The sequence below is a fragment of the Desulforhopalus sp. IMCC35007 genome, assembly GCF_005116575.1.
Classification (GTDB): domain Bacteria; phylum Desulfobacterota; class Desulfobulbia; order Desulfobulbales; family Desulfocapsaceae; genus Desulforhopalus_A.
This window is the reverse complement of sequence record NZ_SWCN01000023.1, coordinates 1-15,479: the sequence shown is the minus strand read 5'-3', so window position 1 is coordinate 15,479 and position 15,479 is coordinate 1. Positions and strand designations below refer to the sequence as shown.

16 protein-coding genes, 1 tRNA gene and 1 pseudogene are annotated in these 15,479 nt (G+C 44.3%); 11 read left to right on the top strand and 7 right to left on the bottom strand.

The window, feature by feature from the left end; all coding sequences use genetic code 11:
- Positions 1-16: 16 nt before the first annotated feature.
- The 3 genes from FCL48_RS19820 to FCL48_RS19810 form a co-directional block, all read right to left on the bottom strand.
- Entirely contained in the window at positions 17-529 is a 513-nt protein-coding gene (locus tag FCL48_RS19820; RefSeq protein ID WP_136874896.1) for a YgjP-like metallopeptidase domain-containing protein, read from the bottom strand.
- Positions 530-1,020: 491 nt separating this feature from the next.
- Entirely contained in the window at positions 1,021-1,383 is a 363-nt protein-coding gene (locus tag FCL48_RS25265; RefSeq protein WP_205747781.1) for a hypothetical protein, read from the bottom strand.
- Positions 1,384-1,700: 317 nt separating this feature from the next.
- Complete coding sequence (locus FCL48_RS19810; RefSeq protein WP_136874894.1) at positions 1,701-2,711, bottom strand: DUF2278 family protein; 1,011 nt, start codon at positions 2,709-2,711, stop codon at positions 1,701-1,703.
- A gap of 683 nt (positions 2,712-3,394) precedes the next feature.
- Between FCL48_RS19810 and FCL48_RS19805 the strand changes: the two genes are divergently transcribed.
- From FCL48_RS19805 to FCL48_RS19790, 4 genes are all read left to right on the top strand, one after another.
- A complete protein-coding gene (locus tag FCL48_RS19805; protein WP_136874892.1) occupies positions 3,395-4,744 on the top strand; it encodes a sodium-dependent transporter in 1,350 nt (449 codons plus the stop codon).
- Positions 4,745-4,981: 237 nt separating this feature from the next.
- Positions 4,982-5,878: a carbohydrate kinase gene (locus tag FCL48_RS19800; RefSeq protein WP_205747780.1), complete on the top strand. Its 897-nt coding sequence runs from the start codon at positions 4,982-4,984 to the stop codon at positions 5,876-5,878.
- A gap of 108 nt (positions 5,879-5,986) precedes the next feature.
- Positions 5,987-6,526, top strand: coding sequence for a DUF924 family protein (locus FCL48_RS19795; RefSeq protein WP_136874890.1), 540 nt, complete (start codon positions 5,987-5,989; stop codon positions 6,524-6,526).
- Between the two features lie 214 nt (positions 6,527-6,740).
- The gene (locus tag FCL48_RS19790; RefSeq protein ID WP_136874888.1) at positions 6,741-7,055 is read left to right on the top strand and encodes a pyrimidine/purine nucleoside phosphorylase; all 315 of its coding nucleotides are present in this window, start codon (positions 6,741-6,743) and stop codon (positions 7,053-7,055) included.
- 175 nt (positions 7,056-7,230) lie between these two features.
- On the opposite strand, the gene FCL48_RS19785 is transcribed toward FCL48_RS19790, so the two are convergent.
- Positions 7,231-8,043 (bottom strand): molybdopterin-binding protein, encoded by an 813-nt coding sequence (locus FCL48_RS19785; RefSeq protein WP_136874886.1) that lies wholly within the window; start codon positions 8,041-8,043, stop codon positions 7,231-7,233.
- Positions 8,044-8,190: 147 nt separating this feature from the next.
- Between FCL48_RS19785 and FCL48_RS19780 the strand changes: the two genes are divergently transcribed.
- Complete coding sequence (locus tag FCL48_RS19780) at positions 8,191-9,378, top strand: MFS transporter (protein WP_136874884.1); 1,188 nt, start codon at positions 8,191-8,193, stop codon at positions 9,376-9,378.
- A 96-nt stretch (positions 9,379-9,474) separates the two neighbouring features.
- Here the strand turns inward: FCL48_RS19780 and FCL48_RS19775 are convergent, their stop codons facing one another.
- Entirely contained in the window at positions 9,475-9,741 is a 267-nt protein-coding gene (locus FCL48_RS19775) for a hypothetical protein (RefSeq protein WP_136874882.1), read from the bottom strand.
- A 546-nt stretch (positions 9,742-10,287) separates the two neighbouring features.
- Here FCL48_RS19775 and FCL48_RS19770 point away from each other — a divergent pair.
- The 3 genes from FCL48_RS19770 to FCL48_RS19760 all read left to right on the top strand — a co-directional run bounded on the left by FCL48_RS19770 (position 10,288) and on the right by FCL48_RS19760 (position 13,025).
- Entirely contained in the window at positions 10,288-10,707 is a 420-nt protein-coding gene (locus FCL48_RS19770) for a hypothetical protein (RefSeq protein WP_136874880.1), read from the top strand.
- Between the two features lie 410 nt (positions 10,708-11,117).
- Positions 11,118-12,182 carry a bifunctional DNA-binding transcriptional regulator/O6-methylguanine-DNA methyltransferase Ada gene (gene ada / locus FCL48_RS19765; RefSeq protein ID WP_136874878.1) on the top strand — a complete coding sequence of 355 codons (1,065 nt, stop codon included), beginning with the start codon at positions 11,118-11,120 and terminating at the stop codon, positions 12,180-12,182.
- A gap of 384 nt (positions 12,183-12,566) precedes the next feature.
- Complete coding sequence (locus FCL48_RS19760) at positions 12,567-13,025, top strand: Sbal_3080 family lipoprotein (protein ID WP_136874876.1); 459 nt, start codon at positions 12,567-12,569, stop codon at positions 13,023-13,025.
- Positions 13,026-13,152: 127 nt separating this feature from the next.
- Here the strand turns inward: FCL48_RS19760 and FCL48_RS19755 are convergent.
- Positions 13,153-13,353, bottom strand: a pseudogene (locus FCL48_RS19755) (IS3 family transposase); the annotation flags it as partial.
- A 175-nt stretch (positions 13,354-13,528) separates the two neighbouring features.
- Between FCL48_RS19755 and FCL48_RS19750 the strand changes: the two are divergent.
- The gene (locus tag FCL48_RS19750) at positions 13,529-13,906 is read left to right on the top strand and encodes a YbaN family protein (protein WP_169309293.1); all 378 of its coding nucleotides are present in this window, start codon (positions 13,529-13,531) and stop codon (positions 13,904-13,906) included.
- 220 nt (positions 13,907-14,126) lie between these two features.
- Here FCL48_RS19750 and FCL48_RS19745 read toward each other — a convergent pair.
- Positions 14,127-14,203 (bottom strand) — tRNA-Arg (locus FCL48_RS19745).
- A 314-nt stretch (positions 14,204-14,517) separates the two neighbouring features.
- Between FCL48_RS19745 and FCL48_RS19740 the strand changes: the two genes are divergently transcribed.
- Positions 14,518-14,763, top strand: a complete 246-nt coding sequence (locus tag FCL48_RS19740; RefSeq protein ID WP_136874872.1) for a hypothetical protein — start codon at positions 14,518-14,520, stop codon at positions 14,761-14,763.
- Complete coding sequence (locus tag FCL48_RS19735) at positions 14,747-15,295, top strand: hypothetical protein (protein ID WP_136874870.1); 549 nt, start codon at positions 14,747-14,749, stop codon at positions 15,293-15,295. The genes FCL48_RS19740 and FCL48_RS19735 overlap by 17 nt, the downstream gene beginning before the upstream one ends.
- Positions 15,296-15,479: the final 184 nt, after the last annotated feature.

Genomic DNA, 15,479 nt, shown 5'->3' with positions numbered 1-15,479 from the left:
GCTTTGATAGTTACCGTCATTGAGGTACGTACAACGGTCCAAAAAGATCGAGTTGGGTCAGATAGAGACGCATGTCAAGCTCCAGCTGATGGTATTGGGGTTCCAAATGTTTGCAGAGTTTGTAAAACGCCTTGTCGTGCGACTTTTCTTTGAGATGGGCAAGTTCATGGACGACAATCATGCGGAGCAGAGGTTCAGGTGCGTTTCTGAAGGTGGAGGCGATACGGATCTCATTTTTCGCTTTCAGCTTACCACCCTGTACCCGAGAAATAATTTTATGCACCCCAAGCGCCTGGTTGTGCATTTTAATTTTCGAGTCGTAGAGAACTTTGCTCAGTGGTTGGGATTGCTGCATAGAACTGTTTTTTATAGCCAGCACATATTCGTAGAGAGCTTTGTCTGTTCGAATCTCGTGTGGGGCTGGATATTTCCCAAGAAGAAGGGTTGGCAATTTCTTTGTTTCTATCAAAGACGTAACCTGAGCTGTAAGGTTCTCCGGATATCCCTGGAGATACTGCAATTTCTGCACTATGTCACCTGTTTGAGAATGTTAAAATAGAGAATGGAATGCAATAGTACTTTTACAATCCGGCCCTTGCATTTCTCACCTTTACTTAAGGGAGGATTACAAAACCCATATCGTAAAGTAACAGAGCTCGCCGATAAAGGCACTGTTCTTTGCTGGCACCCTCTGGTGGGTTATGGTGGATGTAGAAAAGAGCAGTCACCTCATGCTGCGGATTTGTTCATGGTACTGTGATAGGGATGAGGCTTACCTTTCTGAGGAAGATGCAGAGATGGTATTGACGTTTATTCTGTCGCCTTTGTAAATTTGAAATTCTGTCCTTCAACGCTTGCCTTAACCATTGCACCACTTTTTTCGATGGTAAAGGTGGCCATTCCCTTGTTGTGACCACGGCTGATGGTGTTGGGATTGTTTTTACCACCACTTGCGGTGGCTGAGCTCCCTGAAGTTTTGGCTGATGTTCCGGCTGCTGCTGTCAGCGCAACGGCACTGATTTATGCGCCGAATTCAAAATCTCCGTTTGTAAATTTCTGGAGGGCACTTTGATCTTCCAAAAATATAACCTGGCTAAAATCAGCAGCGTCTACCTGAAAGCCGACCGTAGCCTGGCCCATAAGGACATCTCCGATATACTTTTTCTGTACATTAATACGTCCCTTACCAAGGGCACCGCGAACAACGAATCCCGCTTTTCCAATAGTCGGGAACAATGCATAACCGTAAGCACTGTCAAACAGCTCCGAAATACCTGCATCAGAAAACATTTTTATGGTGTCTTCAAATTCTTCAGCCCATGCAGGTGTAATAAGAAAAGCATACAGTAAGGTCAGCAGTAACAGGCGAGAAGAAAAAAACATTATGACCTCCTGAATTAAATTGGATAGGCTAGTTTGAGTCTCCATCCAAAAACATTATTGCTAAAGGCCTTAATAGTGAATGTATTCATCTCAAAAGGTGAATGGTTATAATCAGTTCTACACTCTGAGAAGGAACGCATGCACCTGATAAAACATAAAGAGTGGGGCATGTCCGTGAGCCCCTTCTAACAGGTATTAAAAATATCAAGAGTGGTTCAAAGGCCCAGAGGGATCTGCGTTTTAATACATGGAACAAAAGTTCAACGGGTTTTAAACGTCTCTTCGTAAGGATAGGATCAGTTTCCAGGACCACTTTTTCAGAACGTAATACTCCATCCCTGACGACTCACCTGGGCTTTGGTATAGGAAACACCGTCTATTTTTATGCCATTCTGATCAAGTAGAGAGATGATTCCTCCCTTATTGGAAAGCTGACTTGTCCCACCGGATAAAACGACTGCTGTTGCGGCCCCAGGAGCGAGTATCAGGTTGGTGAGCTGTTCCTTCCTTTCGTTTTTATCGACTATGGACCAACCGTTCAGATCAAGAATGTCAGGGGATAGGTTGAGCAAGGTGATGGTTTCTTTGCCAGCATCATCTCCTGGCGGATTGACCAGAGCCGCTACGATTTTAACCAGTCCTTCAGATGCGGTGACCGGGGCTTCAGGGTGGATGGGGATGATAGAGTGGCCCGTGATGTCGTCGGTATGCCAGCTCTGTGATTGAAAGGCTAAAAATACACCAACCCATTGGTTCTGGTCCGGGTAATGGATCAGTAAGCCGCCATCCTGCCATACCCCGTCATCACTTATGAATGTGCCCACGTTTCCCTGATTCATATGAATATCGTGGATACCATTTCCGGGTAAAAATCCAAAATATTTATCATTTTTATCATTTTCCGGGCCCCAGCGCTGGCCAAATGCGTAGACCATGGCGTTACTACTGGCTATTGCACGTTTTATATAATGACCGATCTTTTCATTAAGATCATTATCGGGTCCGGGTATGTTGTGAGCGAGGGGCAGCATGTTATTGTGATCAAAAAGATTGGCTCGTATAAAGTCCAGAGCTATACCGCCTGGATTTGAGAGGATTTTGGTAAAGCCTTCATCATACCTAGTCAATGAATCAAGGATGGGATGTTGAAATCGGTCATCGACGAGGAATAGGAGTTCGGATGGGCTCAGCTTGGATTTGACGTTGATGGCGATTCGGAAGTCTACATCATTGGCACGCAGCTGAACCTGATAGTGAGGGCTGGTGCCATGCCCGGCCATGCTGTCAATGGCTTTACCTTTGAGTACGCCGTAATTGTTCAATGACATAATGTACCTCCTTGTGCTGCATGGGACAGCAGGGAGTTTATGAAAAAAACAAACGAGACTGTATCAATTTCACTGCTGAACATTTTGTGCTCAGGTACAAAAAGGAAACCTGTGTCAGTGACGGCCAAAAAACGGCAAAGAGATATAAAATATTATGCAGATATAATAAGTCAGGCGTGGGCTTAAGCAAGTTTTTGGTTTCATACTTCATGCAGTACTATGTGTAGGAACATTTTCTGGGGCTCAGATCTATATATTCAACCCCATGTAGACCCTGTTTCCATTTTACCACGGGACTTGTGGAAATATTCAGGGCAATTCCCGACTCCTTTCTGATATACCACGATGAAAGGTAGACGATTCCTTTGGTGTTCTGATTCCATGTGAAGGCTAACAGGCCGTACTCAATTATAAAAGTTGGGTAACCTGTATTCCACCATAACTCGCATGCCATATGATATTATATTATATGGTATGTTAGGTTGAGTAAAATGAGACAGGTACGATGGGTTTGCTTACGAGGAGGGGGTTATTTGCGCAGGTATGCGGATGTTTGTGTAAACATCAAATTTCGCAGAAGAAAGAGAATATAGTCGCATAAAATGTCGAGGAAATTGTTGACATCCTCAGATTTTGCTCTAGACTGTCGCCTTTTGTTAATTTGAGCATAAAGGGGGTATTTCGTGCGTAATCATTGGGGCAGCAGGTTTGGGTTTATTCTGGCGGCGGTGGGTTCAGCCGTAGGGCTTGGAAATATTTGGAAGTTTCCCTTTATCACAGGTATGAATGGCGGTGGTGCTTTTGTTCTGGTCTACCTTATTGCCATTCTCTGCTGTGGCCTTCCCATTTTAATGGCGGAGTTTTTGATTGGTCGACATTCCCAGAAGGATGTTGTCGGTTCATTTCGTGAGCTTACACCTCAATCAAAATTCTGGAAGAGTATTGGCTGGTTAAATCTGGCGGCCGCTTTTATTATCCTCTCCTATTATGGTGTGGTGGCAGGCTGGACACTGGATTACCTGTTTAAATCTGTTGCCGGGTCCTTTGCGGGGAATGAACCAGAAGCTATTGCCGGGATGTTTGGTGCACTTGTCACCGATCCAGTTCGCCAGCTTATCTGTCTTACCGGATTTATGGGACTTTGCCTTGTAGTGGTTATCAGTGGCATCAAAGAGGGAATTGAGCGCTGGAACAGGATTCTGATGCCGACACTTTTTGCCATAATATTTTTTATGGCCATTTATGCAATGACCACCAGTGGAGCAATGGAAGGCTTGAGGTTCATGCTCTATCCGGATTTTTCCAAACTGACTGTCAATGGTGTCCTGGAGGCGATTGGCCACTCCTTCTTTACTCTGAGTCTGGCGATGGGAGCCATGATCACCTATGCGAGCTATATGGATAAAAAAGAGGCAATCTACCCGGTTGCTATCCGTATTGCTTTTTTAGATACGCTGGTTGCAATTGTTGCAGGCCTTGCAATTTTCCCAATTGTTTTCTCTGTTGGTATGGAACCAGGTGGCGGACCTGGCCTGATCTTCAAGACCCTGCCACAGATTTTTGCCACCATTCCACTTGGTGGGGTTTTATCCACCCTGTTCTTTCTCTTGCTCGCTTTTGCAGCACTTTCTTCGGCTATTTCCTTACTTGAAGTACTGACGGCCTTTATGATAGATGAAAAGAAATATAACAGGAAGAAGGCAACAATTTTCATGACCATTGCGGTCTACCTTGCGGGTATTCCTTCGGCGCTTTCGTATTCCACCTTTGGCAATGTGAAACTTCTTAAAGGAATGGAGATTCTTGATTCTCTGGACTACGTTGCCAGTAATTTCATGCTGCCAATTGGTGGCCTGCTGATCGCAATATATACAGGTTTTATTCTGGATAAGAAGATTTCAAAGGCAGAAATTACAGAAGATGGCAGTGGTTATCTGACTATTTTTAATATCTGGTTTTTCACTATTCGATTCATCGCCCCGGTTCTGGTTTTTCTGGTGTTTCTTACCAAAATTGGAGTGATCAAACTTTAAATTTCCCGGCCTCTGAGTTAACCTGTCTGGAGCAATATCCTTGTCTATATGAAGGTATTGCTCCATTCTTTTTGTTTTTTGATCCGTTATTGCTTTTCTCCGTCTTCTCAACAGGAATTGAAGAGATCTCTAATTCTGGTATGATGTCTACTGTGTGCTATGTTAACGCGTAGAAGGTATTCAGGCTGGCGTAGCTGAAATCACAATTTGATATCACTTTCAGGTGAGGGAGTAATTATGCAAGCCAACAAGATGAAGACGCCTGTTATTGCAGGAATTGGCGAAATTTTGTGGGATGTTATAGACAGCTCGGAAGAACTCGGCGGGGCACCTGTAAATTTTGCCTATCATACCGGTGCCTTGGGTGCGGAATCCTATGCTATTTCAACAGTCGGAGACGACAACAGGGGAAGGGCTGCGCTCAGTACACTGGAACGGCAACAAATGTCCACCGATCATATCACCGTCATTGGAGGGGCTACGACCGGATATGTTTTGGCTGAGGTAGATGACCAGGGTGTTGCGAGCTACACCTTTCCAGATGACGTTGCCTGGGACCGCTTGTCCATACGGCAATGCACTAAGGAACTTGCAGCACGGCTGGATGCTGTTTGTTTTGGAAGTCTGGTGCAGCGCTCGGATATTTCCCGTAAAGCTGTTATGGACTATCTGTCCCTGGTGAGAGAAGACACCTTAAAAGTATTTGATGTTAATCTTCGCCAGCATTTTTACACTGAGGCTATTATCCGTTCGTCACTGGAAGTGGCAGATGTAGTAAAGCTCAACGATGAAGAAATAGTCCATATTGCCAGAATGGAAAATCTCAAAGGTACAGCAGAAGCTCAACTTAAGGCCTTGGTTGAACGTTATGAGCTTGAGTTAGCCGTCTTGACCTGTGGAGGTGAGGGTAGTCTGCTGGTGTCCGCTTCTGAGATTTCAAAGCACACGGGCCGTCAGACAGATATTGTGGATACCATTGGTGCTGGCGACTCTTTTACCGCAACAGTAATTCTTGGCCTGTTAAAAGGATATACGCTGGATACAATAAACGATAACGCTAACCAGGTGGCGGCCTTTGTCTGTTCGCAAAAGGGTGCTATGCCTCACCTTCCGGAGAGATTTCGAATATTTTAGTAGATCCTGTAAGGCACGGTAAACTTAAAACCGAGTTCCCTGGCGGCACAGGACAGGACAGCCGTAGGAAGCTGGGAGAAACGCTCACCCTGACATCTTGGAGACGAGATAATGTACCAAGAGATAATTGAATTCTGGTTTAACGAAACGGATCAGACGAAATGGTTCAAGAAGGACCCTGAGTTTGATGCGCTGATATGCAGGAGGTTTTTAAAAGTTCATGCCCGGGCGATAAGATGCGAGTTATTTTCGTGGCGTACGACAGCCCTTGGCAGTCTTGCTGAAATTGTGGTACTGGACCAATTTTCAAGAAATATGTTTCGGGATAAGCCAGAGTCTTTTGCCTATGATTCCATTGCTCTGGTGCTGGCCCAAACAGCTATTTCTAAGGGTTTTGATGGGCAACTCTCTCCAGACAAACGGGCCTTTCTTTACATGCCGTTTATGCATAGCGAGTCTTTGCTGATTCACGAGGAGGCCGTAAAGTTATTTACCCAGCTGGGAGCAAAGAGTAACCTGGAGTATGAAATGAGGCATAAAGCTATCATTGAGCGTTTTGGTCGTTATCCGCACAGAAATAAAATTCAGGGTCGTATTTCGACTTCTGAAGAGTTGGAGTTCTTATTGACGCCGGGCTCAAGTTTTTAAGCTGTCGGTGTTATTTCTATCCCGTTTCAAGCTGTTGATTGGTCACAGAAACCGGTGTGAAACTGATGATTATGGACGGTGAGTTTCTAAAACTAAAATAACAAGATCTGTAAACGGAAATAATTTATTTAAACAAGAAGTTGTCCTGATAAGACGCATCGGGCGCAACAATCAGGATAACGTATCCGTATATATTGCGATAAGGGTCAATGGTATGTCAGAATTTAAGAATGTTACGGCAATCAGAGAAGCAAATATATATTTTGACGGGAAGGTGATAAGCCGGACATTAGTCTTTGCTGACGGGTCAAAAAAAACACTTGGTATCATGTTTCCTGGAGAATATGAATTTGGAACTGCAGAAAAGGAAATTATGGAGATTCTTTCAGGGGAACTGGAGGTCTTAATCTCAGAGGATAAAGGCTGGCAGGCGATAAAAGGTGGCGAGGAGTTTGAAGTTCCATCAGAGAGTAAATTTAAACTCAAGGTCAAAAGCCTTACTGATTATTGCTGTTCATATCTTAAGTAGAGACATTGTGTATAGTTCAACCGGAGGCGGTTCTCGTCGCCGGTTAACGTAAATGATGGGTATTAAAGAGGTTGCGGCTCAGAGGAATCCTGAAGTGCAAAGGTCCGGGCACCGCCCCTTTTTCGTGATCCCAATAATCTTCCACCGGGTGTCTGCCAGTTGTAACCCTTTGACTCTACTTAAGGGTAATAGGGAATCCAAGCCCTGTCAGACCATTGCACAGTTCCTCAAAGGCGGTATCCAGAAGAGGTTGTTTTTCTCCGATGCCGGAAATGGTCATGATAATATTCATTTCAGGATTCTCTCCAAGTGTTGTTGCAAGAGATTTGGTATAAATCTCGGGGTATTTTTCCACGATTTGCACCAGTACAGGTTCAAGCTGGGATTCATCGTTGCACATCACTCCTACACAGCGCGACATTGCCTCACCGTCTCCAAAGACCTCGTTGAGAAAGGTTTGCAAAGATTGCTCGATAATGCCCTTAAGCTCAGACGGTACTCCGGGAACGCTTATGATTGTTGTTTTATCCACCCGAAGAAGAACTCCGGGAGCGGTTCCCACAGGATTGACAAGCGGCTCTCCACCCAGTGGCAGACAAGCCATCTTTTGCCGGGCCGGATTTAAACCTCCCTGTTTCATGATACCCCTTTCAAAAAAATGGTCATACTGCTGTCTCACCAACTCAAGGGCTTCCTCATGCAAAACAGTTTCACGATTTGTCCCCAAGGCCACCGCCTCAAGGGTTAAATCATCCGATGTTGGTCCCAGTCCTCCGGAAGTGAACAGTATATCAATCTTTCGCGCAACGGATTGACGGACGGCGTCCGCCACCACTTCAAGTTCATCGGGGATGACTGTTACCCGTGTGACACTGCCACCACGGCCATATATCAGCTTGCACAACCAGTTTGTATTTGTATCTAAAATATCTCCTGTTAATATCTCGTTGCCCACGATAATGATTTCGACTTTCGCTGCTTTTTTCATAACGCCTCGTATAGTATGGATATGGAGTGTATTATCGCATGGTGCACTTGTACGATAAAATCCCAGATTTACAATAAAATCTATTTTTTAATACAAAAGTAAGCGCACTCCGCCAGAAAGCGAACCGGAAAGCCCTTTTCTTGACTGATGACCATAATTAACGCCAACATAAAAAAGCTCTACCTCTTCTCCTTTTTGAAAATGAGCCTGTTTCCCATGGCAATTATCACCTTGTTCTGGAAGGATCATATCGGGTTGAGCCTGACACAAATCCTGCTATTGCAGGGAATTTACTCAATTGCCATGGCGATTATGGAGTATCCTTCAGGCTATATCAGTGACAGGATCGGTTATCGGGCAGCGCTGAATGCTGCCTCGATTCTGGGCATTATCGGCTGGGCCCTGTATTCTTTTGCGGACTCCTTTGGTCTTGTACTGGTGGCCGAGATTATCCTGGGGATATCTTTTTCCTTTATCAGTGGCTCTGACAGTGCCCTTTTATACGAAACTCTCAAGACAACCAAAGAAGAACATCAATATGCCCATCATGAAGGCCGGATGAATGGTCTGGGGCAGATCGGTGAGGCCTGCGGGGCGATTTTTGCAGGCGTGCTGTATGCGAAGGCTCCGCTGCTTCCCTTTTGGGTTCAGGTGGTGGTCTGGATTCTCGCTTTAATGCTGACACGTACCCTGGTTGAACCCTGTCGGCAGTTGCAAGCCCCAACCAGCCATTTGGCCGAAGCCCTGCAGTCGGCCCGCTACGCATTTATAGAGAACCGTCGGCTTCGCTATACGATCCTTTTAAATCTGATCCTGGGGATGGCTTCTTTTTATCCGGTCTGGCTCATTCAGCCCTACATGCAGGCGGGAGGTGTGCCCATTGGTTGGTTTGGACCAATCTGGGCGGTGGCAAATCTCAGCGTTGCAATTTCGGCCTTTAGCAGTTCGCGCAGCCATCTAAAACTTGGGGTTCGCCAGATGGTGTTTCTGTTTTCTGGCCTGATAATCGCAGGCTATCTGGGACTTGGCCTGGTTGGTGGGGTCTGGGGATTTTTGTTCTATTATCTGCTGACCATTATGCGAGGTCTGCGCGGGCCTATGCTCATGAATTATGCCCAGCAGGAAATTCCTTCTGCCAACAGAGCTGGAATCCTCTCGTTGCAATCACTTGTTTTTCGTATCAGCTTCGTCTGTACCGGGCCTTTGATCGGCAGGCTCGCCGATAACGCTGGGGTACAGCAGGCCTTTTTGCTGCTCTGTTATGCCTTTGCCCTGATTTTACCTCCTGCTGTCTGGTTGTTCCTCCGCCAGATCTCTTTTAAAGAAAAGGGTTGAAATAGCATATGCAAATCGAAGGACACCTTTTCTTTAAAAGAGAGGTGGAAGGCTCACACGGGGGAAACATTGCACACTGATCGATGCCTCACCCAGTCAAGCATCTTTTTGACCCTTCTCCTCTTGCAAACGCATGAGAAGCTCCCTTTCCATCTGTTCTATTACCAGGGTTAACCCTTTGCTTGCACTGACAGGGCCGGAGTTGTTCCAGCCGGTGGCAAGAGACAGTGCCGTTTTTTCTCTGAAGTGGTCCACGGAGTTGACGATTAATTTCCAGCAAAGCAATTTCTGGATGATGTGCCTTTCCTCGCTGCTAAGGTCATCTGTATCAACGTCAGGGCAGTTGTCTATTGGTATAATCATTTTTTTCTCTGGTAGATTGTTGGTCTGAACTCTGTATCTGCTGAGATGTCAGCATTATACTCTATCTCCAGGCCAGTAACCAGCCTCTCGCATTCTATGGCCTATATACCTCAATCCTTGATATCTACAGGTAAAAATGGGCAACTGCTGAGAGTCTCAGTTTAAACAACAAAAAAAATCCCGAAACTGTATCGAGGGTAATGACGGTATGGCTCAATGTGCAAATGCAGGCGTTATCCCACCCCAAAAACGTGTAAGCTGAAAGAAAACGAGTGATAGCAGGTACTCTCAAGATCATTGAATAGCTTAGGCAACTGCTTCACACTGCAATTCCCCCTCAACGAGAAAGACATTTTGGTTGCAGAGTGTTACACGATGGATGATAAAGATGTTGAACGTGATCTGTGAGGTGCAACCCTGACAACACTTTCATCTGCCTGAGCATGGATCCACATCAAATGCTTAATATGACAGCGTCCAGACAAAAGGAATTTAGTCTCAAAATGTTACTCTGGGTGCTAGGGCTTTATGCTGTGAGGTTGTAACGTGGAATATCTGACAGTTAGTCAACTGGTAATCGACAGTGGTCTCTTGATTCTGATCTGGCTTGTTCAGTTGATCATCTATCCTTCATTTCGATATACCGCAGACGAGTATTTTATCACCTGGCATGCCAGATATACCGGCTTGATAGCACTGGTCGTCACCCCTCTGATGCTTTTTCAGGTCGGGATTGAAATAATGCACGTTTTATTTCTGACCTCACGATGGCTGCGTATCGGCTTCATTGCTGCAATTTGGATTTCGACGTTCAGCTTTTCTGTTCCCTGTCATAATCGTTTACACGCCGAGGGGAAAAAAAGAGAACTTGTGGAACGTCTTATAAAAACCAATTGGATACGCACAGTGCTCTGGACTATGTTATTTCTTGAAACCATGAGCCAGACATACGGGCAGTGTGCATAAAGGAAGTACCTGATACCCCTTCATTTTCTGTGTTTGGTCATTGCCATCCAATACCCCATGCATAGCCTCGCAATGCAGGGCCATCTCCCCTGTGGTGAGCGATAAAAGAGAAACAGGAACAATCTTTTTAGACCAGATTCACTGCAAATATCAAATATTTACCCTGGTTGTTATAAACTTGAATGAGATAGCAAGAAGCTGAGTGTTCCAATCTAAACAGGGCTATATACTGTGTCTACTCCAATAAATATTAACCTGAGGAAGACACATGAAAACAAAGATAAAACAAATGAGTCAATATGAATGGCGGCTTCTCATAATCTGATCAATTGATGGTCGTGGGGTCCAGGTAATGAGTCGGGTATTGACTCGGAAGGCAAGTTTACAACTTTGATCGAGAGGGTCTGAAAATGACTTTGACACAATTTAACACAGATGATACTCGATGGAATGCCGTATGTAACAACAGCTCAGATGCGGATGGACTATTTTACTACGCAGTCATAACAACAGGTATCTATTGTCGGCCAAGTTGCAGGTCAAAGTTACCCAATCGTGACAATGTGGAATATTTTATATCCTGCAACGATGCTGAGGCCGCGGGATATCGAGCATGCAAAAGATGTAAACCCACGGCATTGTCAAAGGTTAAAGAAATAGAGCAGAAGATTATTGATGCATGCAGGATCATAGAACAAAGTGAAACCTCCATCAAACTTGAAAAATTGGCAACGCAAGTACATCTGAGTCCTTACCATTTCCATCGATTATTCAAAAAAATAGTTGGTATTACTCCCAAACAGTATGGTTCAAGGCATCAGTCGCGCCGTTTTCAGACAAACCTTACAACAAGTGCATCAATCACCGATGCGATATATTCATCTGGATATGGTTCCAGTGGCAGTGCTTACGATAAAAAGCGAGATCAACTGGCCATGAAACCGAAGGTATATCGTAGTGGGGCCGATGGGGTGACGATAACCTATGGGCTTGCTCAATGTTCTTTTGGCTGGGTAATCGTTGCTGCGACTGATCGGGGAATCTGCGCAATCGAACTTGGGGATGATGCTAAAACTCTGCCTGGCCAGGTTCAGGCCAGGTTTCCAAATGCTCAGCTTAACAAGGCTGACATGGGATTTAAAACCCTTATCGAAGAAGTCGTTGAATTCATAGAATCACCAAAAGATACTTTCCACCTTCCTCTCGATATTCAAGGGACAGCATTTCAACAACAGGTCTGGGAGGTTTTAAGACAAATCAAACCAGGCGAAACACTGAGCTATACGGAGGTGGCTGAGCGGATGGGAAAACCAAAGGCAGTCCGTGCGGTAGCTTCTGCCTGTGCTGTAAACAAACTGGCGGTTGTTATTCCCTGCCACAGGGTTATATCAAAAGCAGGAAAGACAGGTGAGTATAGATGGGGAAGCAAGCGGAAAAAGATGCTGCTTGAATCCGAGCAAGATCCAGTTGAGTGATAGCTTGAATAGAAGTTAAACGCTGACACAGAATTCTAAACATCTCCAACAGTTCCGCAACAAGTTAATTTTCGTGCCTCCATTTCCACGACTAATGAATGAAGAGACCTTCTCATCATTCCGTTTGAGAAGGGTAAAAAGCTGTGATCAAAAATAAAAAGTAATTCCAGAACATAAACTTAGATCAAAAACGTTATACCAACATGCCAGGTCCTGTCAGTACTTCGTTCTCTCAGACAAGATTTGACATTCGTATTTTTCTATCATAGACTCAGAAAATATCATTGTATCAGCATGTTATGCAAGTTAGTTAATACGACTCGTATTCCACAGAAACCTCTTGGAATATTCACAAAAATTATTTGATAAGGAAGGGAGATAAAATTGTTATTTATTAGACATCTTTTTATAATTGTAGCCTTAGTGCCAATGTTTGGTTGCACTGCTGTAAAGGTTCAACCACTTGAAACAGTTGAAAAAATAAAGCATGTATGTATCGAAGATGGTAAAGAAATGTGTTTTGATGGACAAATGATTGGTGTGATTCGTGACGGTTTTGGACGGCATGATATTACGACTCAGGTGTATTCAGACAACCTTCCGTCGCAATGTGAATACAATCTCACATATATGTGTAATCAAACGTGGGACATGGCAATGTATATGTACCATGCTGAATTGCGCCTCTATCATATGCAAACCCAGATTGGATACGCTGAATATCACCTAAATGGTAAAGGAGGTTTTTCACTTATGAAGTGGCAGAATACCAAAACAAAAATGGATCCCATTATTGATGAAATGTTAAAAAACTATCCTATCGTGAATCCAAATCCAAAATAGAAATTGTCCAAAGCTGGCACAGGCATCTCAATATCTAGAGATGCTTCCAGAACCCTCACGGTTGGTAATACAAAACCAACCGTTTCCCTTGCAGAACTCCAGCTAGCTGTTTTGAATCTCTACCGATTTACTTAACCCTTTTTCGCCTCATAGCGTATTGTTTCTCAAATTTAACAGGTGAAATGTCATAGTTGAATCCGTGTCGACGAACTGGATTGTAAAACATTTCGATATAGTTGAATATATCCTTCCCTGCCGTTTCACGGTTTTTGTAGGTTTTCCGCTTAATACGCTCCTGCTTTAATAGTTGGAAGAAACTCTCAGCCACTCTTCACATCCGTTCTCATCAGCCCGGAAAAATCTGTTTGCCACAATAGAACGTTATCTGGATAGTCTTGAGAAGACTGGTTGCTTGAACTTATTTATCGTTGTATTAAATTCCAGCTAATCCAGAAGAGAGGACCACGAATTTTAAAATCACGATGTGCCTTTGGAACTTGTTTATGAAAGCTGTCTCAGAACCGTTAGTGCGAGTTTTATTGAAAATTGGTGCATGCATCTGCATTGGTCTCGGTTTCATCGGGGCCTTTCTCCCAATCCTGCCGACGACTCCTTTTTTGATATTGGCGACGGTGTTGAGCTATAACTCTTCTCCAAAGATCAGACGATGGCTGCTTAACCATCCGGTGTTTGGAAACACCATTCAGAATTATCTTGAGACCCGTTCAATAACAGTTACCGCACTGCGTAGCGCTCTTATTACGCTCTGGCTCTGTATTTTTGTGAGCATCTGTCTCGTTGGCAATATTTGGGTGGGCATAATGTTGTCTGTCATAGGTGGCCTGGTGACGCTCTACCTGCTAAGCTTGCAGAGGAGCTAATCAGAATACAGGCATAATCCTATAATTGGTGGAGCTTGAGAAATTAAAATATTGATAGTGGCAAGGATATCGTAAATCAGATCAAAAAAGATTCAAGAATAGAGAAAGGCGAACAATTCTCTGTTGAAAGTTACAAATAGAAAGTCGAGACAGGTGCGAGACAAACGATCTTGAAACAAAAAAGCACCTAAAGCGAAACGCTCTAAGTGCTTGATATATTTGGTACACCCGGCAGGATTCGAACCTGCGACACCCGGATTCGAAGTCCGGTGCTCTATCCAGCTGAGCTACGGGTGCATGGTGTTGTGTCGTGTATGGAAAAGACAATATACACGAAAGAAAACAGTCTGCAAGAGTTTTGGCGGTGAGCCCTGATAGAATTTGCAGGATATCAAATATCCCGCTGAACTGGCCTTTGTTTTGACTCCTTGACGGGGGTCGATTTCTTAAAATCTTTCTTTCACTATTGCGGCACACTATAATCAAATTTTAAAGATATCTTAAGAGTCTCGGGATATATGTAAAAAGATAAGAAGGCAGGGGATGGACCTGCTTCTGCTTTAGCCGGGGTTCCTCATCAATAAAGTTTTTTGCAGGTGGAGACACAAGCCATGAAGCAGGTAAGCGCAGACTCCGGTAGTACATTACCGCAAGTGGCTTGTAAGGCTGCACCTGCGGAAAAATCTATTGACCCGAAGGGTGAGCTTTTGATTTTAAACGAAAAACACACTGTTTTCTGCGATAGTCAATTTTTAAAATTGAAATCATGTAGTCGAGTTTGTAATCAAAATGCTCATGAGAAACGCGGGTTAGTAAACTTTAAGAGCAAAGGTGAAACAGTTGAGTGCAGTCAGTAAAGAATTACTCGAAGCCATTAGAGAACATTACCCGTTAAACTGGACGGGCACCCACGGCGTCATTCACTGGAGCCGGGTGTACGATATTGGCGCTAAACTTTCAGAGCAGCAGGGAGTCAACGCAAGAGTCGTCCAGTTGTTTTCTATCTTTCATGACAGCCAGAGAGAAAATGAGCACAAAGACCCTGGGCACGGTCGGAGGGGTGCGCAACTTGCCGAGAAGCTGCGTGATATTATCCCTCTCAACGATAGTGAATTTGAATTGTTGCAGGCGGCCTGTTGCCTGCATACGAGCACGATAAGCCATGGTGATATTACGGTTCAGGCATGTTTTGACAGTGACAGGTTAGATCTTGGCAGGGTTGATATCTACCCTGACCCGGAGCTTCTCTGCACACCTCTTGCCAAAGAGATAGAAACCATTCAGTGGGCCTACGGCAAGAGTTTGATACACCAATTGCCGGATGGGGCTTTTGATCTTGGCATGTGTGAAGTCCTCTCCGAATTTTACTTGGGTGAATTGAACCCTTGAATTTATAATTCAATGTCACGTGCCGGGATGGGCCGCACCAAGCTTACTTGTTAAGGGCTCAACTTTCGGGATTGAATAAATAGGTGAAAATTATCAGTAAATGCATGATATTATGATATAAAACATTGAAGAGCCCTAACCTTTGAATTATAATGGAATCACCACAATTCATAATAAAATCAAA

Bases quoted from the DNA above. Each gene is read 5' to 3' on its own strand.
- FCL48_RS19810 (WP_136874894.1), bottom strand. From the start codon at position 2,711: ATGTCATTGAACAATTACGGCGTACTCAAAGGTAAAGCCATTGACAGC.
- FCL48_RS19775 (WP_136874882.1), bottom strand. From the start codon at position 9,741: ATGATTATACCAATAGACAACTGCCCTGACGTTGATACAGATGACCTT.
- ada (WP_136874878.1), top strand. From the start codon at position 11,118: ATGACTTTGACACAATTTAACACAGATGATACTCGATGGAATGCCGTA.
- FCL48_RS19740 (WP_136874872.1), top strand. From the start codon at position 14,518: ATGAAGCAGGTAAGCGCAGACTCCGGTAGTACATTACCGCAAGTGGCT.
- FCL48_RS19750 (WP_169309293.1), top strand. From the start codon at position 13,529: ATGAAAGCTGTCTCAGAACCGTTAGTGCGAGTTTTATTGAAAATTGGT.
- FCL48_RS19785 (WP_136874886.1), bottom strand. From the start codon at position 8,043: ATGAAAAAAGCAGCGAAAGTCGAAATCATTATCGTGGGCAACGAGATA.
- FCL48_RS19780 (WP_136874884.1), top strand. From the start codon at position 8,191: ATGACCATAATTAACGCCAACATAAAAAAGCTCTACCTCTTCTCCTTT.
- FCL48_RS25265 (WP_205747781.1), bottom strand. From the start codon at position 1,383: ATGTTTTTTTCTTCTCGCCTGTTACTGCTGACCTTACTGTATGCTTTT.
- FCL48_RS19800 (WP_205747780.1), top strand. From the start codon at position 4,982: ATGCAAGCCAACAAGATGAAGACGCCTGTTATTGCAGGAATTGGCGAA.
- FCL48_RS19790 (WP_136874888.1), top strand. From the start codon at position 6,741: ATGTCAGAATTTAAGAATGTTACGGCAATCAGAGAAGCAAATATATAT.